The organism is Ensifer sp. LBL (assembly GCF_050435225.1).
Classification (GTDB): Bacteria; Pseudomonadota; Alphaproteobacteria; order Rhizobiales; family Rhizobiaceae; genus Ensifer.
This window is the reverse complement of record NZ_JBNDJY010000006.1, coordinates 167,560-187,098: the sequence shown is the minus strand read 5'-3', so window position 1 is coordinate 187,098 and position 19,539 is coordinate 167,560. Positions and strand designations below refer to the sequence as shown.

At 63.3% G+C, this 19,539-nt stretch carries 20 protein-coding genes; 7 read left to right on the top strand and 13 right to left on the bottom strand.

Annotated elements, in window-relative coordinates:
- Positions 1–256: 256 nt before the first annotated feature.
- The 3 genes from OKW20_RS23950 to OKW20_RS23940 are packed head-to-tail and all read right to left on the bottom strand — an operon-like array spanning position 257 to position 2,554.
- Entirely contained in the window at positions 257–982 is a 726-nt protein-coding gene (locus OKW20_RS23950; RefSeq protein WP_192451064.1) for a beta-ketoacyl-ACP reductase, read from the bottom strand.
- A gap of 17 nt (positions 983–999) precedes the next feature.
- On the bottom strand, positions 1,000–1,359 hold the full coding sequence (locus OKW20_RS23945; RefSeq protein ID WP_429176199.1) for a hypothetical protein: 360 nt from the start codon (positions 1,357–1,359) through the stop codon (positions 1,000–1,002).
- A 13-nt stretch (positions 1,360–1,372) separates the two neighbouring features.
- Positions 1,373–2,554, bottom strand: coding sequence for an acetyl-CoA C-acetyltransferase (locus tag OKW20_RS23940; protein ID WP_429176196.1), 1,182 nt, complete (start codon positions 2,552–2,554; stop codon positions 1,373–1,375).
- Between the two features lie 223 nt (positions 2,555–2,777).
- Here OKW20_RS23940 and phaR point away from each other — a divergent pair, with 223 nt between their 5' ends.
- Positions 2,778–3,356 carry a polyhydroxyalkanoate synthesis repressor PhaR gene (gene phaR / locus OKW20_RS23935; protein ID WP_043622245.1) on the top strand — a complete coding sequence of 193 codons (579 nt, stop codon included), beginning with the start codon at positions 2,778–2,780 and terminating at the stop codon, positions 3,354–3,356.
- Positions 3,357–3,449: 93 nt separating this feature from the next.
- Here the strand turns inward: phaR and OKW20_RS23930 are convergent, their stop codons facing one another.
- The 5 genes from OKW20_RS23930 to mtgA all read right to left on the bottom strand — a co-directional run bounded on the left by OKW20_RS23930 (position 3,450) and on the right by mtgA (position 6,594).
- A complete protein-coding gene (locus tag OKW20_RS23930) occupies positions 3,450–3,851 on the bottom strand; it encodes a hypothetical protein (protein WP_429176193.1) in 402 nt (133 codons plus the stop codon).
- A gap of 157 nt (positions 3,852–4,008) precedes the next feature.
- Positions 4,009–4,194 carry a 50S ribosomal protein L32 gene (gene rpmF, locus OKW20_RS23925; RefSeq protein WP_034802928.1) on the bottom strand — a complete coding sequence of 62 codons (186 nt, stop codon included), beginning with the start codon at positions 4,192–4,194 and terminating at the stop codon, positions 4,009–4,011.
- Between the two features lie 145 nt (positions 4,195–4,339).
- The gene (locus tag OKW20_RS23920; RefSeq protein ID WP_429176191.1) at positions 4,340–4,987 is read right to left on the bottom strand and encodes a glutathione S-transferase family protein; all 648 of its coding nucleotides are present in this window, start codon (positions 4,985–4,987) and stop codon (positions 4,340–4,342) included.
- Positions 4,984–5,718: a DUF1868 domain-containing protein gene (locus OKW20_RS23915; protein ID WP_429176188.1), complete on the bottom strand. Its 735-nt coding sequence runs from the start codon at positions 5,716–5,718 to the stop codon at positions 4,984–4,986. Before OKW20_RS23915 ends, OKW20_RS23920 begins: the two co-directional genes overlap by 4 nt.
- Before the next feature lie 102 nt (positions 5,719–5,820).
- Positions 5,821–6,594, bottom strand: coding sequence for a monofunctional biosynthetic peptidoglycan transglycosylase (gene mtgA, locus OKW20_RS23910; RefSeq protein ID WP_192451069.1), 774 nt, complete (start codon positions 6,592–6,594; stop codon positions 5,821–5,823).
- 145 nt (positions 6,595–6,739) lie between these two features.
- On the opposite strand from mtgA, the gene OKW20_RS23905 reads away from it, so the two are divergent.
- The 3 genes from OKW20_RS23905 to OKW20_RS23895 all read left to right on the top strand — a co-directional run bounded on the left by OKW20_RS23905 (position 6,740) and on the right by OKW20_RS23895 (position 9,441).
- Positions 6,740–7,654: a polyprenyl synthetase family protein gene (locus tag OKW20_RS23905; RefSeq protein WP_429176185.1), complete on the top strand. Its 915-nt coding sequence runs from the start codon at positions 6,740–6,742 to the stop codon at positions 7,652–7,654.
- A gap of 4 nt (positions 7,655–7,658) precedes the next feature.
- Entirely contained in the window at positions 7,659–8,714 is a 1,056-nt protein-coding gene (hisC, locus tag OKW20_RS23900; RefSeq protein WP_429176183.1) for a histidinol-phosphate transaminase, read from the top strand.
- Between the two features lie 85 nt (positions 8,715–8,799).
- Positions 8,800–9,441, top strand: coding sequence for a LysE family translocator (locus OKW20_RS23895; RefSeq protein ID WP_192451072.1), 642 nt, complete (start codon positions 8,800–8,802; stop codon positions 9,439–9,441).
- Positions 9,442–9,472: 31 nt separating this feature from the next.
- Here OKW20_RS23895 and ispG read toward each other — a convergent pair whose 3' ends face one another.
- From ispG to OKW20_RS23875, 4 genes are all read right to left on the bottom strand, one after another.
- Entirely contained in the window at positions 9,473–10,726 is a 1,254-nt protein-coding gene (ispG, locus tag OKW20_RS23890) for a flavodoxin-dependent (E)-4-hydroxy-3-methylbut-2-enyl-diphosphate synthase (RefSeq protein ID WP_034803175.1), read from the bottom strand.
- Positions 10,727–10,889: 163 nt separating this feature from the next.
- Positions 10,890–12,074 (bottom strand): MFS transporter, encoded by a 1,185-nt coding sequence (locus OKW20_RS23885; RefSeq protein WP_429176180.1) that lies wholly within the window; start codon positions 12,072–12,074, stop codon positions 10,890–10,892.
- A gap of 29 nt (positions 12,075–12,103) precedes the next feature.
- Positions 12,104–12,490 carry a VOC family protein gene (locus OKW20_RS23880; protein WP_429176178.1) on the bottom strand — a complete coding sequence of 129 codons (387 nt, stop codon included), beginning with the start codon at positions 12,488–12,490 and terminating at the stop codon, positions 12,104–12,106.
- Positions 12,487–13,269, bottom strand: coding sequence for a DeoR/GlpR family DNA-binding transcription regulator (locus OKW20_RS23875; protein ID WP_429176175.1), 783 nt, complete (start codon positions 13,267–13,269; stop codon positions 12,487–12,489). The genes OKW20_RS23880 and OKW20_RS23875 overlap by 4 nt, the downstream gene beginning before the upstream one ends.
- A gap of 273 nt (positions 13,270–13,542) precedes the next feature.
- Here OKW20_RS23875 and OKW20_RS23870 point away from each other — a divergent pair, with 273 nt between their 5' ends.
- The 3 genes from OKW20_RS23870 (at position 13,543) to OKW20_RS23860 (ending at position 15,859) form a co-directional block, all read left to right on the top strand.
- The gene (locus OKW20_RS23870) at positions 13,543–14,316 is read left to right on the top strand and encodes an amino acid ABC transporter substrate-binding protein (protein ID WP_429176173.1); all 774 of its coding nucleotides are present in this window, start codon (positions 13,543–13,545) and stop codon (positions 14,314–14,316) included.
- A 104-nt stretch (positions 14,317–14,420) separates the two neighbouring features.
- Positions 14,421–15,101: an amino acid ABC transporter permease gene (locus tag OKW20_RS23865; RefSeq protein WP_429176170.1), complete on the top strand. Its 681-nt coding sequence runs from the start codon at positions 14,421–14,423 to the stop codon at positions 15,099–15,101.
- Positions 15,098–15,859 carry an amino acid ABC transporter ATP-binding protein gene (locus OKW20_RS23860; RefSeq protein ID WP_429176168.1) on the top strand — a complete coding sequence of 254 codons (762 nt, stop codon included), beginning with the start codon at positions 15,098–15,100 and terminating at the stop codon, positions 15,857–15,859. The genes OKW20_RS23865 and OKW20_RS23860 overlap by 4 nt, the downstream gene beginning before the upstream one ends.
- Before the next feature lie 215 nt (positions 15,860–16,074).
- On the opposite strand, the gene pyc is transcribed toward OKW20_RS23860, so the two are convergent.
- Positions 16,075–19,533: a pyruvate carboxylase gene (gene pyc, locus OKW20_RS23855; protein ID WP_429176166.1), complete on the bottom strand. Its 3,459-nt coding sequence runs from the start codon at positions 19,531–19,533 to the stop codon at positions 16,075–16,077.
- Between the last annotated feature and the right edge of the window lie 6 nt (positions 19,534–19,539).

Genomic DNA, 19,539 nt, shown 5'->3' with positions numbered 1-19,539 from the left:
CGTCAGGGATTCACCCAAGCGAGAGAATGAGAATCGCAGTTCGGAGTCGCGATCAGTGCGGGAACATTCGGCAGCGACTCGCAGACCGCGCGTCATTCCACCTTTGTTCTCCACAAGATATAGTGTCTACGCCCCGCCCCGGCAACGGAACTGCCGGCGCAACTTCAGGATTTCGAGCAGGATTCTCATGCGCCGCCACCACATGGAAACGGCGCCTCGAAAGGCGCCGTTCGCCGGTGTTCAGCTTGCCTGATGCTCAGACGAAAAACTGTCCGCCGTTCGCCGAAATCGTCGAGCCGGTGATGAAGCCGGCATCGTCGGAGGCGAGGAACACCACGCAGCGGGCGATTTCTTCCGGTTCGCCGAGGCGGCCGACCGGGATCTGCGGGATGATGCGCTCGTTGAGCACCTTCTCCGGCACCGCCAGCACCATCTCCGTACCGATATAGCCGGGGCAGATCGCGTTCACGGTAATGCCCTTGGCCGCCCCTTCCTGGGCGAGCGCCTTGGTGAAGCCGAGATCGCCGGCCTTGGCCGCCGAATAGTTGGCTTGGCCCATCTGGCCCTTCTGGCCGTTGATCGACGAAATGTTGATGACGCGACCGAAGCCGCGGTCGCGCATGGCCGACCAGAGCGGATGCGTCATGTTGAAGAGACCGGTGAGGTTGGTGCCGATCACCTCGCCCCACTGTTCCGGCGTCATCTTGTGGAACATGGCGTCGCGGGTGATGCCCGCATTGTTGACCAGCACGTCCACCGGACCGAGGTCGGCCTCGACCTTGGCGATGCCTTCGGCGCAGGCCTGATAGTTGGAGACGTCCCACTTGTAGACCGGGATGCCGGTTTCCTGCTTGAAGGCCTGGGCCTTCTCGTCATTGCCGGCATAGTTGGCAGCCACCCTGTAGCCGGCATTCTTGAGTGCGATGGAAATTGCCGCACCAATGCCGCGCGACCCACCCGTGACCAATGCTACCCTGCTCATATGTGCCTCCCACTTGATCAGTTCAGTTTTTCGAATGCCTTCTTCATCAGCTTTTCGCCGACCTGTTGCCCGTAGAGCCCGGCAGCCGCTTGAAACTGCGGCGTAGCCAGCGCGGACAGAGCCACCTCGCACTTTTCCAGCGCGAGACCCATCATCAACTCGGAGAGCTGCCCCAGCGACACCTTCAGCGCACCGCTGTCATCGTTCAAGGCCGCGACCATCACGTCCTTGAAAACGCTCTCCTCGTCGGAAGTCGTGTGTTGCAGCATGCACTGTACCAGCCGCGCCTCGTCGAGAGGCGCGGGATTGGCATGTGCAGAAACGATCGGCGAACCGGCCAGAAGCAGGGAAAATGCAACCCACCTGGCGCTGTTCATGCCGCCAGACCGATCAGAGCCGCTCGACGCACATGGCGACGCCCATGCCGCCGCCGATGCAGAGCGTTGCAAGCCCCTTGGAAACGCCTCGGCGCTTCATTTCAAACAGCAGCGTGTTGAGCACGCGTGCGCCGGAAGCGCCGATCGGGTGACCGATGGCGATCGCGCCGCCATTGACGTTGACGATCGACGGATCCCAACCGAGATCCTTGTTGACCGCGCAGGCCTGGGCCGCGAAGGCTTCGTTGGCCTCCACCAGTTCGACATCGCCGATCGCCCAGCCGGCCCTGGCCAGCGCCTTGCGCGAGGCCGGGATCGGGCCGGTGCCCATGACCTGCGGATCGACGCCGGCGGTTGCCCAGGAAACAATGCGGGCAAGCGGCTGGATGCCGCGCTTGGAGGCCTGCGCCTCGGTCATCAGTAGCGCGGCTGCAGCGCCGTCATTGAGGCCCGAGGCGTTGCCGGCGGTGACCGTGCCTTCCTTGTCGAAGGCGGGGCGCAGCTTCGTCATCTGGTCGAGCGTTGCACCGTGGCGGATATATTCGTCCTGGTCGACGGTCACGTCGCCCTTGCGGCCCTTGACGATGAAGGGAATGATCTCGTCCACAAAGCGCCCGGCTTTCTGGGCGGCTTCGGCCTTGTTCTGCGAGGCGAGCGCGAACGCATCCTGCTCCTCGCGGCTGAGCTGCCACTGGCGAGCGACGTTCTCGGCGGTAATGCCCATGTGATAACCGTAGAAGGCGTCGGTCAGGCCGTCCTTGATCATCGTGTCGATCATCTTGAAGTCGCCCATCTTCACGCCGCCGCGAAGATGCGAGCAGTGCGGCGCCATCGACATGGATTCCATGCCGCCGGCGACGATGATCTCAGCATCACCGGTTGCAATCTGCTGCATGCCGAGAGCCACGGCACGAAGCCCCGAGCCGCAGAGCTGGTTCATGCCCCAGGCGGTCTTTTCCTGCGGAACGCCCGCCTTCATCGCAGCCTGGCGCGCAGGGTTCTGGCCTTCGCCGGCCTGCAGCACCTGGCCGAGGATAACCTCGTCGACCTCACCGGCATCGACGCCTGCGCGCTCGAGCACGCCCTTGATGACGGCTGCGCCAAGCTCGTGCGCCGGCGTGTTGCCGAAGGCGCCATTGAAGGATCCGACCGCGGTGCGGCCGGCGCTGGCGATCACGATGGAGGGATTGCTCATGGGACGTTTCCTCAGATCTTCTGGCCTAATACGGGCAGACTGGCAAAGCGCGCGACGCAAGTCAAACGCCTTGATGCAGTGCCATAAAAGCGTCACCTAAAACGCAACCGCAAGATTTTGCACTTGCGTCGCCGCAACGCACAAAGACATTGTCAGCGGCGCGCTTTTGCGGATACTCTGAAAAACGCAATAAAGACGGGATGATGGGGGAGAGGAGACCCTGATGGCGAAGCACGAAGGCCAGATCGTTATCAAAAAATATGCGAACCGGCGGCTCTACAACACCGGGACCAGCACCTATGTCACGCTCGACGACCTGGCTGTGATGGTGAAGAAGGGTGAGGACTTCATCGTTCAGGATGCAAAATCCGGCGAGGACATCACCCATTCCGTGCTGACGCAGATCATCTTCGAGCAGGAGTCCAAGACCGGCAACACGCTGCTGCCGATCTCCTTCCTGCGCCAGCTGATCTCGTTCTACGGCGACCAGATGCAGATGGTGGTGCCGAGCTATCTCGAACATTCGATGCAGGCTTTCACCGAGCAGCAGTCGCAGATGCGCGAGCAGATCAACAAGGCCTTCGGCGACACGCCGCTCAGCAAGAACCTGCAGGTTCCGCTGCAACTTGTCGAAGAACAGGTGCGTCGCAACACCGAGATGTTCCATCAGGCCATGCAGATGTTTTCGCCCTTCATCACCGCGCCGCCGGTGAAGGAAACGAAGAAGGCCGAAGCCAAGGATATCGACGAACTGAAGGAGCAGCTGCGCGCGCTCCAGACCAAGCTCGACAATCTCGGCTGAAGGACGATCAGGCAGGGAAAACACTTCCTGCCTTCCCTTCACCTGGAACAGCGATCGCGGAAATCGGGGCGGCGTCGCCCCGAACAGTCAGGCCTAGAGGCCGATCGACACGTCCCGGCCGGCCGAGCGCATCGAAACGGCAAAGCCGGCGATGACATCGATGAAGCTGATGGTCATCAGGATGAAGAAGAGCTGCGTTGCCGCCGGTGCGAGCAGCAGAAATTCGATCAAGAAGACGATGAACAGGATCATCGACAGCAGATGATCCATCAGTGCGCGGCTGCTCGTGCGCGTCGCTTTCAGCAGCTCGACGAAGAGCAGCAGCAGGGCGCCGACGATCAGGAGGTCGCCGAAGCGCATCGTCCAGATCGCACCTGAAAGCATGGAGAGCGACACCATGTCGGCATTCAGGCCGGCGAGGCCGCCGAACATACCGATCATCGCGAGATTGTAGATTGCAAAAGGCAGGATCAGCAGCGGTATGGCAGCAAGCATCAGAACTCCTTGACCGCGTTTATGGGGGACCATGTTCGTGCGGCGTTGTCACGCAAGGCGCCAGCGATACCACGGCGTCCAAGCAAGATCATGTCAGATGCAAAACAAAAGGGCCGGCAGAGCCAGCCCTTTGAACCTAATCCGCGAACGGAAACGCTTATGCGCTTTCCTTCGGGGTCAGAACCTGACGGCCACGGTACATGCCGGTCTTCAGGTCGATGTGGTGCGGGCGACGCAGTTCGCCGGAGTTCTTGTCTTCGACGTAGGTCGGGGTCTTCAGAGCGTCAGCCGAACGGCGCATGCCACGCTTGGACGGGCTCGTTTTTCTTTTAGGTACAGCCATTTCATTCTCCACTTATCGGGCAAACACTGTTCAGCAGCCGAAATGGCCGTGTAAAACAGATGTTAATCACGGAAATTTGGCGCGCTTATACATGGCCAGCTGCTGTTTGACCAGTCCCCACGGGCAATTTTTCGACTCGACCTTTTCAGACCTCGTCTTCGATGACGACCCAAGGCTCTGCGCGGGCAGCTTCTTCCCATTTCAGGAACGCCGGATGTGCCTTTACGCGGTTCATGTAGCCGAGCGTTTCTGGATCCGCAACGAGATCATAGACATCGAAGCGGTTGACCACAGGTGCGTACATCGCATCGGCCGCGGTGAAGGCGCCAAAGAGGAACGGACCGCCGGATTGGGCGAGCGCCTGCCGCCAGATCGTCTCGATGCGGGCGACATCCGCGCGGACGTCCTCGGCAACGTCCAGCGCCTTCTTCGCCCGGCGGACATTCATCGGGCAGGCGCCGCGCAACGCCCTGAAACCGGAGAGCATTTCCATCGAATAGCTGCGCGCCCGGGCGCGCGCCTGACGGTCGGCCGGCCATAGCCCTGCATCGGGAAAAAGCTCGGCGACGTAGTCGATGATCGCCAGCGATTCCCAGACAAGGAAATCGCCATGCCTAAGCAACGGCACCTTTCCCGTCGGCGAGACCGCGCGAATGTCCGGGTTACCCGCGGCGAAGTCGAAGGGGATGACCACCTCGTCGAAGGCGATGCCTGCCGCCGTCATCGCGATCCATGGCCGCATCGACCAGGACGAATAGTTCTTGTTGCCGACAAAAAGCGTAAGTCCGGTCATTTCCGTTCCTTGGTTGCTGGTCTCTCCGAGAAAACGATCAGTTCCTCGAAATGGTTCATGTCCTCGAACGAGCAGAAGGCGGGTGGATCGAGCGCGATCACCGGCACCTGCTCGCGCAGAAAAGCGAGCTGTTCGTCCAGCATCATCTGCCAGCGCGGTAGCGCAGAATCGTCGAGCCAATCGACGGGGTAGGCATAGGTGATGTGGAATTCGTAATCGTCATGATCAGGATGGCGGTAGCCGAAGGCGTCTGCGAAGGCGTCGCGCCAGGCCTTGAGACAGGCGCGATCGGCGGCACTGTCGCCTTCGAGCGCAAGGCCCGTCGGGGTGATCTCGGTCACGCGGGCGCGGAACGGCTCCAGCGGCACAAAATTCGCGAGCTGTTCGCGGTAATGCGCGGTCATCACCTCGATCGGCGTATCGAGCGACATGTCAGCCGGCCAGTAAGGAAGCTTCCGGCGGTGTTCGATGATGCCCTGGAAGACCGTCATGTGCAGGCTGGAGGGCGCGGTAAAGGCGAACTGCCGCGCCTCGGGCATCGCCATCAACCGGTCGCGCACGCCAAGCACGGCGGCCTCGGACGGCGACCCGGCAGTGACGTGGGAGACGACGGTGTTGCCCGGTTCCGAAAGGAAGCGGCCTTCGGTGTCGTAGCGCGTTCCGAGATGTCTCGGCGGGGCATGATTGGCGTTGCGGCCAAAGGCGAGAAGCGAGGGGGAAATCATGGTCATGGAGCGATCGGGCCTTTCAAGGGGAGAGAGGCCGAGATGGCAGAACTCTACAACGCGAGCATGACATCGCCCAGTGAGCCCATCCAATGAAAAGGTCTGATCCTAATTATAAAGGCAGGTGATGTAACCGCCGGAGCGGCTGGCGCGGCGCTCGATCAGATTCGCCAGGCGCTTCAGCCCGCGGCCCGGCTTGCCGGCGTTGCGCTCCTTCGGATTGGGCAGCGAGACAGCAAGCAGCGCCGCCTGCCGTCGCGAAAGCTTCGACGCCGAAACCCCGAAATGGTGGCGGGCAGCCGCCTCGATACCATAGATCCCGTCGCCCCATTCGGCGATATTGAGATAGATCTCCATCATCCGCCGCTTGCTCCAGACGAAGTCGGCGGCGACCGCCAGCGGCAGTTCCATGCCCTTGCGCAGGAAGGAGCGACCGTTCCAGAGATAGAGGTTCTTGACCGTCTGCATCGGAATGGTGCTGGCGCCACGGGTGGATTCCCCTTCGAGCGCATCCTCGACCACGCCCCGCATCTGGCCCCAGTCGACGCCGTCATGCGCGCAAAACTGCCCGTCCTCCGACATCATCACCGACTGCACCAGAACCGGGGCGATATCATCGAACTCGACCCATTGCCGATCGTAGCCGCGCAGCAGCACGAGATCGCGCAGCATCAGCGTCGAGACGGGATGGATGAACTCCACCAGATAGAGAACGATCAGTGCGTAAGGAAGGACGAGCAGGCCAAGCACGGCGAGCACGATCTGGCGGCGGCGCGTGCGCAACGTCCGGCGAAGCGAAGACCAGCGACTGGAAGGCACTTCGCCCTCCTCGCGCGCTTCCGGAACGACGTTCGCGGCCTGACTGTTCACCTCGCTGTCCATCCGCTTCTCTTAGTGCATGCGCAGGCAGAGTTGAACGGGCTTTCTGGCAAAAGGCAAGGCGTGCAGGCGGCTGTCCCAGGGAAAGCGCGCGGCTGCGACACGAATCCCCGTTGAAAGCCCTCTTCGCCCATGTCAAAGAGCGCGCATGAGCCAGGAACCATCGCCTTTTACCCGTCGCCTCGCCGCCAATGCCCGCACCGTCGAGGCGCTGCTGGAACGTCTGCTCGGCCAGACGACGGAAGCCGACGAAATCGCCCGGCCGGCAAACCTGTTGGGTGCCATGCGCCACGGCGTGCTGAACGGCGGCAAGCGCCTGCGCCCCTTCCTGGTGATCGAATGCGCCGATCTGCTCGGCGGCAACCGTGATGCGGCGCTGCGCGTCGGCGCTGCACTCGAATGCGTGCACTGCTATTCGCTGGTCCATGACGACCTGCCGGCGATGGACGATGACGACATGCGCCGCGGCCAGCCGACCGTGCACAAGGCCTTCGACGAGGCGACGGCGATCCTTGCCGGCGACAGCCTTTTGACCTTCGCCTTCGATATCATCGCTGCGCCCGAGACCTCGCTTTCGGATGCGCAGAAGGTGGCACTGGTTCTGGCCCTCGGTCGCGCCGCCGGCCACGGCGGCATGGCCGGTGGACAGGCACTCGACCTGGCCGCGGAAAAATCGCCGCCGGACGAGGCCGGGATCGTCACATTGCAGGCGATGAAGACGGGGGCCCTCATTCGTTTTGCCTGTGAGGCTGGAGCCATTGTCGCCGACGCCTCCAGGGACGATCGCGCGCGGCTTCGCGCCTTTGGCGAGAAGATCGGCCTCGCCTTCCAGCTCGCCGACGACCTTCTGGACCTCACCGCCGATGCGGAGACCATGGGCAAGGCAACCGGCAAGGACGCCGCCCGCGGCAAGGGCACGCTGCTGGCGCTACACGGCCAGGCCTGGGCGGAAGAGCGGCTGGAGCAACTGGTCGCAGAAGCCGAAGCGCTGCTTGCGCCCTATGGCGAGCGCTCCGCCATTCTCGTTGAAGCCGCCCGTTTCATCGCCAACCGCAGGAGCTAGATCCATGAGCAAATACTGGTCGCCGATCGTCTCCAAGCTGAAACCCTACGTGCCGGGCGAACAGCCGCGCATCGAAAACCTGGTGAAGCTCAACACCAACGAATGCCCCTACGGCCCGTCGGAAAAGGTGCTCGAAGCGATCGCCGCGGCAGCGAGCAGCGATCTTCGCCTCTACCCCGACCCGCTGGCGCTGAAGCTGCGCCAGGCGATTGCCACGCGCTATGGCGTGACCACCGAAGAAGTGTTCGTCGGCAACGGCTCCGACGAGGTGCTGGCGCATATCTTCGCCGGCCTGTTGAAACATGACGCGCCGCTGCTGTATCCGGATATTTCCTACAGCTTCTATTCGACCTATGCGCGCCTCTTCGAGATCGACACGGTCGAGGTGCCGCTCAACGATCGCTTCGAGATCGATCTCGTCGACTATGACCGGCCCTCAGGCGCGATCATCCTGCCGAACCCCAACGCCCCGACCGGGATAGCCTTGCCGCTCGCCGACATCGAACGGCTGGTCGCAAGCCATCCGGACCAGCCCGTCGTCATCGACGAGGCCTATGTCGACTTCGGCGGAGAGTCCGCCGCAACGCTGGTTTCGAAATACGAGAACCTCTTGGTCGTCCAGACCTTCTCCAAGTCGCGTGCGCTTGCCGGCCTGCGCGTCGGCTTTGCCATCGGCCAGCGACCGCTGATCGAGGCGCTGGAGCGGGTGAAGGACAGCTTCAATTCCTATCCGCTCGGCCGTCCGGCCCAGGCTGGCGCAATTGCCGCAATCGAGGACGAAGCCTGGTTCGAGGAGACCCGCAGCAGGATCATCGCATCGCGCGAGCGCCTTGCGGCCGAACTGACCGCACGCGGCTTCGAGGTGTTGCCGTCATCGGCAAACTTCGTTTTCGCCCGCCATCCCGGCCATAGCGGCGAAACGCTGATGAAGGCGCTGCGTGAACGCGCCGTGCTGGTGCGCCATTTCGCCAAGCCGCGCATCGGCGATTTCCTGCGCATCACCATCGGCACCGATCAGGAATGCGCCCGTCTGATCGAGGCGCTCGACGAGATCGTCTGACATCTTGTCTCGGTGACATTTCGCCGTTTCAAACCAGCGACGAACTGATCTAGCCTCCGGCGACCTCGCCGGAGCTTTGTCTGACATGTTCGACCTGACGCCCTATCTGCCGCAGTTGCTCATCGCCTGGACCGCCTATCTGATCGCGACCGCTTCACCCGGGCCTGCGATCCTCGCGATCATCACCACCTCGGTCAGTCAGGGACGCAAGGCCGGACTGGCGCTTGCCCTCGGCGTTCTCACGGGAAGCTACACCTGGGCGATGCTGACGGCCTCCGGTCTATCGGCGCTGATCCGCGCCTACGGCCATGCGATCATCGTCCTGAAGATCGCCGGCGCCTGCTATCTCTTCTGGCTCGCCTATAACGCACTGCGCGCTGCCATGCGCAGCGACAAAAGCGCGATCGTGCCGATGGCGAAGGCGCAGACGTCGCTGAAGCGGCTCTATCTCAAGGGGCTTGGCATTCACCTGACCAACCCGAAGGCGATCTTCTCCTGGATCATGCTGGTTTCGCTGGGGATGCCCGAGGGTGCGCCCGTCGGCGTCACCGCCACCTTCATCGGCGGCTGCATGGTGCTCGGCCTGATGACCTTCTGCGGCTTTGCGATCGTCTTCTCGCTGTCGCCGGTCCACCGTGCTTATCTGAAGTCCAAGCGGCTGATCGAGAGCCTGATGGCCGGCTTCTTCGCCTTTGCCGGCTTCAAGCTGCTGACGTCACGGCTCTGAGACCATCGCGCTCAGACCAAGCGCAGGCTGCTTACTCGGCAGCCGCCTGGCCGCGGCCGTAGCGCTTCTCGATATAGTCGGAAACCAGCGTCTCGAAATCGCCGGCAATGTTGGGGCCGCGTAGCGTCATCGCCTTCTCGCCGTCGATGAACACGGGGGCAGCCGGCATTTCGCCGGTGCCCGGCAGCGAGATGCCGATATCGGCATGTTTGCTTTCACCCGGGCCGTTGACGATGCAGCCCATGACCGCGACCTTCAGGCCCTCGACGCCCGGATATTTCTCGCGCCAGACCGGCATATTGCGGCGAATGTCATCCTGGATTTTCTGGGCAAGCTCCTGGAACACGGTCGACGTGGTGCGGCCACAGCCGGGACAGGCGGCAACGACGGGAATGAACTGGCGGAAGCCCATGACCTGCAGCAGTTCCTGCGCCACCTGCACCTCGCGGGTGCGGTCGCCGCCGGGCTCCGGCGTCAGCGAAATGCGGATAGTATCGCCGATACCCTGCTGCATCAGGATGCCGAGCGAAGCCGACGAGGCGACGATGCCCTTGGTGCCCATGCCGGCCTCGGTGAGGCCGAGATGCAGCGCATGGTCGGAACGGGCCGACAGCATGGCGTAGACGGCGATCAGGTCCTGCACGCCGGAAACCTTGGCCGACAGGATGATGCGGTTGCGCGGCAGGCCGATCTCTTCGGCAAGTTCCGCCGAGAGCAGCGCCGACTGCACGATCGTTTCGCGCGTCACTTCCTGGGCCGTCAGCGGAAAGCCGTTCGCCTTGTTCTCGTCCATCAGCCGCGTCAGCAGCTCCTGGTCAAGCGAGCCCCAGTTGACGCCGATGCGCACCGGTTTGTCGTAGCGGATCGCCATCTCGACGATTTCGGCGAACTGCTTGTCCTTCTTGTCCTTGAAGCCGACATTGCCCGGATTGATACGGTATTTCGCCAGCGCCTCGGCGCAGGCCGGATGATCGGCAAGCAGCTTGTGGCCGATATAGTGGAAGTCGCCAACGAGTGGGACATCAAGGCCGAGCCGCTCGAGCCGCTCGCGGATCTTCGGCACCGCCGCCGCACTCTCGTCGCGGTCGACGGTAATGCGCACCAGTTCCGAACCGGCTTTGTGCAGCGCGGCCACCTGGGCCACGGTGCCATCGATATCGGCCGTATCGGTGTTGGTCATCGACTGGACCACGACCGGTGCGCCACCCCCGACGATGACGCCGCCGACATCGACGGCGACGGAGGCGCGGCGGGGCTGCGGATCGAAATCGAAGGCGGAAGACATGAAGGCCTCTTCGTGGGTCACTGAGCCGGGCGAGGATGCGGGCAGAACCCACATGGACTTTCCTCAACTCGCCCTGGCCATTGGCCCATCAGGTGGATGAGGAAAGTCTGATTGTCAACGGCGACATCATGCCCTGACGGCGATTTGATGGCGGCGCTGCGCCTCAGTGCCCCTTGGCGCCATCCGCATGATCGGCATGGTGCGACAAGAGAAGCACGACGATGAAGAGCAGCGGCACCGAGGCGAAGATGATGGCAAAGCCCGTATGCTCGGCGACGAAGCCGATCAGCGACGGTGCGAACAGCATGCCGGAATAGCCCATGAAGGTCGCGACCGACAAGCCGATGCCAGGCTGCAGGCCCGGCATGTTGCCGGCGGCCGAAAACGCGATCGGCACCATGTTGGAGATGCCGATGCCGGCGATGGCAAAGCCGAGGATGGCGATATAGGCATTGGGCGCCGTGCCCGCGATGATCATGCCGACGAGTGCCGTGACGGTGCAGATGCGCAGCGTCCGTTTGGCGCCGAAGCGATCCCGGACGAAATCACCGGCAAAACGCATGGTCGCCATGGTGGCGGAGAAGGCCGCAAAGCCGAAGCCGGAAAGCTCGACGGAGGCGCCAAGCTCGTTGCGCAGGTAAAGCGCACCCCAGTCGAGCACCGTGCCCTCCGGCACCATCGAGAACAGCGCCATGATGCCGATCAGCCAGGGAAGCGGCGTCATCGGCAGGCGAAGCTTTTCCTTGGCGGCACCCGGATGCGGCTTGTCGGCCAGGATCATCGGCCAGGCGGCGGCGATTAGGACCAAGCAGATCGCAGTGACGACGAGGACGTGCGGCAGCACACCGAAGCGAGCCATGAGGAAGCCGCCAATACCGGCACCGATCAGGCCGCCGAGGCTCCAATAGGCATGGCAGGACGACATGATCGCCCGGCGCATGGATTTTTCGACCTCGACCGCATTGGCGTTCATCGCGACGTCCATCGCGCCGGCAAAACCGCCAAGGAGGAACATGGCGACCGCCGCCGTCCAGACGTCAGGGACAAGCGTCAGAAGAAGAAGCAAGGGCGACAGGATGATGGCGGTGACCTTGACCACCTTCTGCGAGCCGACGCGGGCGATAAAGCCGCCGGCAATCGGCATCAGCACCAGCGAGCCGATGCCGAACATCAGGATCAACAGGCCGAGCACGCTTTCGCTGATGCCGAGCCGGTCCTTGAATTCGGGGATCTTCGGCGCCCAGCTGCCGATGACGAAGCCATTCAACAGGAAGAGCAGCGATACCGCCAGCCGATTGCGGGTCATGTAGCCCTGGCGGGCGATCGCGGTGGGAGAACGTTGGTCCATGGTCTTGCCTCTGTGCCGGATCGCCCGGCTCAAATTGTGATTTCGATCAGATTTCCATCGGGGTCGCGAACAACGGCCTCGTAGAAGCCGTCGCCGGTCCAGCGCGGTTTTGCGACCAGAATGCCCTCGGCCTCGGCGCGCGCCGCCATAGCCTCGACTGCCTGCTCGCTGCCGAGCGACAGCGCCACATGGGCAAGGCCGATGCGTTCTTCGGCGGGGTCGGCCGGCCCAACCCAGGGGCCTTCCATGATCTCGAATGCCGGCCCGTCGCCAAGCCTTAGGAACCGCGAACGAAAGCCGGGCCGCCGCCGGCTTTCATAGATCTCGCCGACTTCGGCGCCGAAGAAGGACGACCAGAACCGGGCGATCGCCTCGAGGTCCCGCGTCCAGAGCGCCACATGCGTGATCGTCGTCATTCCGTCTCTCCCGCCATCAGGACCTCTGCCCCTGCCGTCTCGAAGGCCGCCCGATGCTCCGCAGACGCATCCGCCTCGAGCAGCAGCGTCACCTTGTCATTGATATCGACGACACCGTGCGCGGCCGCCGTACCGAGCTTGTCGCTGGTGACGGCGACGACAAGACGCCGGCTGCGCTGGGCAACGAGCCGCTTGAATTCCGCATCCTCGAAATAGATCGCCGTCAGGCCCGCGACGGCATCGGCGCCGCAGGTGCCGAGGAAGCAAAGATCGGGCCGGAGCAGTTCCGCATCGCGTTGCGCCCGGGCGCTGATCGCAGCGCCGACGGCGCGGTTGAGCGGACCGCCGAGCAGGATGAGATCGACGCCCGGTTTCTCCATGAGCGCGACGGCAATCAGCGGCGTATTGGTGACGACGGTGACCGGCAGGTCCGGCTCGATCAGGTGCGCGATGGCGAGATTGGTGGAGCCGGCATCGAGAAACACGGTCATATCAGGCTTGATCAGGCCGATGGCCGCGCGCGCCAGCGCCGCCTTGCGTTCCGGCGCCATCGCCACCCGCTCCCGCAAGGTGCTGTGCGCTGCCGGCGCAACCGGAAGCGCGCCGCCATAGACGCGCTCGCACAGTCCCGCCGCCGCCATCTCCCTGAGGTCGCGGCGGATCGTATCCTCGGAAACGCTGAGCTCAGCCGCAAGGTCGGCAGCGAGCACCCGGCCGTTGGCCTTCAACCGCTCTTGAATCAGCGTCTTTCGCTCACGAAGAAGGAGTTCACCTGACATCGCCACCAACCGTGCATAAACGTGCATGAATCGCTATAAATGTGCATACCAACTTTTGAAACCGTTTTCAAGTCGATGCAGCGATCAAATCGGGGCCGCGCGTGATTTCCGATAAACCGTGGCTTTTGCGCCCGGCCGGTGCCATTTCGAGGAAAATTCTTCATCAAAACGCTCAGGAATTGGTGTTTTATACGCTCAGATCGCCGATTTTTTATGCGATTGTCCGCTCAATCCGGACGACGGGCCGGGCCAGAAAAAAGATGGAAAATCACGATGAAACTCCTCCCCACGCTGTTTACCGCCGCTCTGATGCAGGTTGCCGCGCTCGCCTCCGCTCAAGCCGGCGAGAACCTCAATGCGGTCAAATCCGCCGGCGTCCTGAAGATCGGCACCGAGGGCACCTATGCGCCCTTCACCTATCATGACACCTCCGGCGCCCTCGTCGGCTTCGACGTCGAGATCGGCCAGGCGGTCGCCGAGAAGCTCGGCGTCAAGGCGGAATTCCTCGAAGGCAAGTGGGATGGCCTGATCGCCGGCCTCGACGCCAACCGTTATGACACGGTCATCAACCAGGTCGGCATCACCGAGGAGCGCAAGAAGAAGTACGACTTCTCCGAGCCCTACATCGCCTCCAAGGCCGTGCTGATCGTGAAGTCCGACAACGAAGAGATCAAAGGCTTTGCCGATCTCAAGGGCAAGAAGTCGGCCCAGTCGCTGACCAGCAACTTCGGCAAGATCGCAACCGCATCCGGCGCCGAGCTCGTCGGCACCGACGGCTTCGACCAGTCGATCCAGCTGGTTCTCACCGGCCGCGCCGACGCGACGATCAACGACAGCCTCTCCTTCCTCGACTTCAAGAAGAAGAAGCCCGACGCACCGGTCAAGATCGCCGCTGAGCAGGCCGATGCCGACTTCTCCGGCATCATCATCCGCAAGGGCGAGCCGGAACTGCTCGAAGCGATCAACAAGGCGCTCGTCGACATCAAGGCCGACGGCACCTACGACAAGATCTCGCAGAAGTACTTCGGCGCCGACGTCTCGAAGTAACTCTGTCGGCAGCGTGGTCGGTTTCTCCGACTGACTTTCTCGGCTATGAAAAGCGATCCGTTCCGGCCCCCGGAGCGGATCGCGCTTTTTGAAAGGCCCGCCCCTTGCCCACCTGGCTCCAACTCATGCTGGATTCGGCGCCGTCCCTCCTTTGGGCCGGCCTCACCTTCACCATCCCGCTGACGCTGCTTTCCTTCATCTTCGGCCTGATCCTCGGGCTCGTTACCGCCGTGGCCCGCCTGTTCGGGCCGACGCCGGTCGCCGCGATCGCCAGGTTCTACGTCTGGGTGATCCGCGGCACGCCGCTGCTCGTACAGCTGTTCGTGATCTTCTATGGCCTGCCGAGCGCCAATATCCTGCTCGACGCCTTTACCGCAGCCCTCATCGGTTTCTCTCTCAACGTTGGCGCCTATACCTCCGAGATCATCCGCGCGGTCATCTCCTCGGTGCCGCGCGGGCAATGGGAAGCGGCCTACTCGATCGGCATGAGCTGGAGCCAGGCGATGCGCCGCACCATCCTGCCACAGGCGACCCGCGTCGCCGTGCCGCCGCTGTCGAATACCTTCATCTCGCTGGTGAAGGACACCTCGCTTGCCGCCGCCATCACCGTGCCGGAGATGTTCCAGACAGCGCAGCGTATCGTCGCCACCACCTATGAACCGCTGATCCTCTACATCCTCGCGGCGCTGATCTACCTTGCCATGAGTTCGGTTCTGTCAGCCCTGCAGGTCAGGCTGGAACGGCGCTTCGCCCGCTATGGTGGTTTCCTGGAGGCGCGCACATGATCGAGCTTTCTCACATCGAAAAGCGCTTCGGCGACAATCTCGTGCTGAAGGACATCTCCGTCAGCCTGCCCGAGGGCAGCGTGACGGCGCTTGTCGGCCCCTCCGGAGGCGGCAAGAGCACGCTGCTGCGCTGCATCAACCTTCTGGAGATACCCACCTCCGGATCGATCAAGCTCGGTAGCGAACAGGTCCAGTTCTGGCCTGGAAGCCGGGTTGGCTGGGCAACCATCCAGCGGCTACGCCGGCAGACCGGCATGGTGTTCCAGAACTTCCAGCTCTTTCCGCACCAGACAGCACTCGGCAACGTCATGGAGGGTCTCGTCACCGTGCTGAAATGGCCGGCCGACAAGGCCCGGGCGCGCGCCATGGAACTCTTGGAAAAGGTCGGCATGGCCCACAAGGCGGACGCCTGGCCGGCGACACTCTCGGGCGGGCAGCAACAGCGCGTGGCGATCGCCCGGGCGCTGGCCCCGTCGCCGCGCGTCCTGCTCTGCGACGAGCCCACTTCGGCGCTCGACCCGGAACTGGCCGAAGAAGTGGTCGAGGTGCTGAGCCGGCTTGCCCGCGAAGGCACCACCATGGTGATGGCGACCCACGATCTCCGGCTTGCCTCGCGCGTCGCCGACAAGGTGATCTTCCTCGACGGCGGCCTCGTCGTCGAAAGCGGCGCGCCGAAGACAATCTTCTCCGCGCCGGAGCGCGAGCGCACCAAGAAGTTCATCGCCTCGCTCAGCGCCCCGCACGACTACGAGATCTGAAGGGAAGCATTACGACCGGTTACGATGGATAAGGAGCAGCAGGCGACAGGCGTCTCCATTATCCTCGCCTCCCCGCAACAGTTGTCATCCTCGGGCTTGACCCGAGGATGACGGCGGAGAAGTACGCCCGCTACAGTGGCCCTTTGCGCCTCTCGCAAAACAAAAACGGCCGGATTTGCATCCGGCCGTTTCCGTTTGTCCGTGGGGGCGAACGCTTACGCGTCGAACACGATCAGCAGGTCCTTGGCGTCGATCTGGTCGCCGGCGCGCACGAGCACCTCGGAAACCGTGCCGTCCTTCTCGGCGTGCAGAGCCGTCTCCATCTTCATCGCTTCGATCGAAAGCAGCACGTCGCCGGCCTTGACCGCCTGGCCGGCGGCAACGGCAACGGTCGAGATGACGCCTGGCATCGGCGCGCCGAGCTGGGCGGCATTGCCGCCCTCGGCCTTGCGGCGTACCGCGCTCGTTGCACTGCGGTTGCGGTCCGGAACCTTGATCAGGCGCGGCTGGCCGTTGAGTTCGAAGAACACCTTGACCATGCCCTTCTCGTCCGGCTCGCTCTTGGCCTGGTGCAGGATGACGAGCGACTTGCCCCGCTCGATCTCCGGCTGCAGCTCCTCGCCCGGTGCCAGCCCATAGAAATAGGCCGGCGTCGGCAACACGCTGACCGGACCATAGGTGTCGGCCGCGATCGCATAGTCGGTGAAGACCTTCGGATACATCAGGTAGGAGGCGAACTCGAAGTCGTCGACCTTACGCTCAAGCTTCTCCTCGATGGCTTTACGCTCCGCATCGAGATCGGCCGGCGGCAGCAGCGAGCCGGGAACGGCGGTGTAGGCCTTCTCGCCCTTCAGCGCCTTCTTCTGCAGCGCTTCCGGCCAGCCGCCCGGGGGCTGACCAAGATCGCCCTTCAGCATCGAGACGACCGAATCCGGGAAGGCGATGTCCTTTGCCGGGTTCTCGACGTCGGCGACGGTGAGGTCCTGCGAGACCATCATCAGCGCCATGTCGCCGACCACCTTGGAGGACGGCGTCACCTTGACGATATCGCCAAACATCTGGTTGGCGTCGGCATAGGCCTGGGCAACGCGGTGCCACTTGGTTTCCAGCCCGAGCGAACGGGCCTGTTCCTTGAGGTTGGTGAACTGGCCGCCCGGCATTTCGTGCAGGTAGACTTCGGACGCCGGTCCCTTGAGGTCGCTTTCGAAGGCGGCGTACTGGTAGCGCACTGCTTCCCAATAGAAGGAAATGCGGCGGATCCATTCGGGATCGAGGCCGGGATCACGTTCCGAGCCGCGCAGCGCCTCGACGATCGAGCCGAGGCAGGGCTGCGAGGTGTTGCCGGAGAGCGCGTCCATCGCCGCATCGACCACGTCGACGCCGCTATCGACGGCGGCAAGCACCGTTGCAGCCGCAATGCCCGAGGTGTCGTGCGTGTGGAAATGGATCGGCAGGTCCGTCGCCTCGCGCAGCGCCTTGAAGAGCACCCGTGCGGCCGCCGGCTTCAAGAGGCCCGCCATGTCCTTGACGGCGATCATGTGCGCGCCGGCCTTTTCGAGCTCGGCCGCCAGCGCCGTGTAGTACTTGAGATCGTACTTCGGGCGGGCCGAATTCAGGATGTCGCCGGTGTAGCAGATCGCCGCCTCGCAGATGCGGTTCTCCTCGGCAACGGCCTCCATCGAGACGCGCATGTTGTCGACCCAGTTGAGGCAGTCGAAGACGCGGAAGACGTCGATGCCGCCCTTGGCCGCCTGGCGGACGAAGTACTTCACGACGTTGTCCGGGTAGTTCTTGTAGCCGACGCCGTTGGCGCCGCGCAAAAGCATCTGCAGCAGCAGGTTCGGCGCATCCTCGCGGATGCGGGCAAGGCGATCCCACGGGTCTTCGGTGAGGAAGCGCATGGAGACGTCGAAGGTCGCGCCACCCCAGCATTCGAGCGAGAAGAGCTGCGGCAGGGCACGGGCATAGGTGCCGGCGACACGGGCGATGTCGTGCGTGCGCATGCGCGTGGCAAGAAGCGACTGGTGGCCGTCGCGCATGGTGGTGTCGGTGAGGAATACCTGCTTTTCGCCGCGCACCCACTCGGCAAACTTCTTCGGGCCGAGTTCGTCGAGCTTCTGCTTGGTACCCGCAGGGATCTCGCCCTGGATGAACGGCACGACGGGCTTGGCCGCGTCTGCCGGCGGCCGCGGGCGGCCCTTGGCCTCAGGATGGCCGTTGACGGTGACGTCGGCGAGATAGGTCAAGAGCTTCGTCGCACGGTCCTGGCGCCGCACCTGCTGGAACAGCTCCGGCGTCGTGTCGATGAAGCGGGTGGTGTAGGTGTTGTTGCGGAACTGCTCGTGGCCGATGATCGCCTCGAGGAAGGTGAGGTTGGTCGCCACGCCGCGGATACGGAATTCGCGCAGCGCCCGGTCCATACGGCTGATCGCTTCCTGGGGCGTGCTGCCCGAGGCCGTCACTTTTACCAGCAGCGGATCGTAGTAGCGCGTGATATAGGCGCCGGTATAGGCCGTGCCGCCGTCGAGACGGATGCCGAAGCCGGCCGCCGAGCGATAGCCGGTGATGCGGCCATAGTCGGGAATGAAGTTCTGTTCCGGATCTTCCGTCGTGATGCGGCACTGCAGCGCGTGGCCGTTAAGCCGGATGTCTTCCTGCTTGGGAACGCCCGAGGCCGGCGTGCCGATCGCCTCGCCGTCGAGGATATGGATCTGCGCCTTGACGATGTCGATGCCGGTCACCACTTCGGTGACGGTGTGCTCGACCTGAATGCGCGGGTTCACTTCGATGAAGTAGAATTTGCCGGTATCGGCATCCATCAGATACTCGACGGTGCCGGCGCCGACATAGCTGGTCGCTTCGGCGATCTTCAGCGAATAGTTGGCCAGTTCCTGGCGCTGCGCATCGGAAAGGTACGGAGCCGGCGCACGCTCGACGACCTTCTGGTTGCGGCGCTGGATGGAGCAGTCGCGCTCGAACAGGTGCACGACATTGCCGTGGGTGTCGCCGAGGATCTGGCTTTCGACGTGGCGGGCGCGCTCGACCAGCTTTTCGAGATAGACCTCGTCCTTGCCGAAGGCGGCCTTGGCCTCGCGCTTGGCTTCCGTCACCTCGCGGATAAGGTCCTTCGGGTCGCGAATGGCGCGCATGCCGCGTCCGCCGCCGCCCCAGGAGGCCTTGAGCATGACGGGGTAGCCGATCTCGGCGGCCAGGCGATGGATTTCCTTTTCGTCTTCCGGCAGCGGATCGGTGGCCGGCACGACCGGCACGCCGACGGAAATGGCGAGGTTGCGGGCTGCCACCTTGTTGCCGAGCTGGCGCATGGTTGCCGGCCGCGGACCGATGAAGATGATGCCGGCGGCGTCACAGGCATCGACGAACTCGGGGCTTTCCGACAGCAGGCCGTAACCCGGGTGAATGGCATCGGCACCCGAGAGCTTGGCGACGCGGATGACTTCCTCGATCGACAGGTAGCTCTCGATCGGACCGAGGTCGCGGGCCAGATGCGGACCGCGACCGATCTGGTAGCTTTCGTCCGCTTTAAAGCGGTGCAGCGCGAGTTTGTCCTCTTCCGCCCATATCGCGACCGTTTTCAGACCGAGTTCGTTTGCAGCGCGAAAAACGCGGATGGCAATTTCAGAACGGTTGGCAACAAGGATCTTCGAGATAGGCAAGTCGGT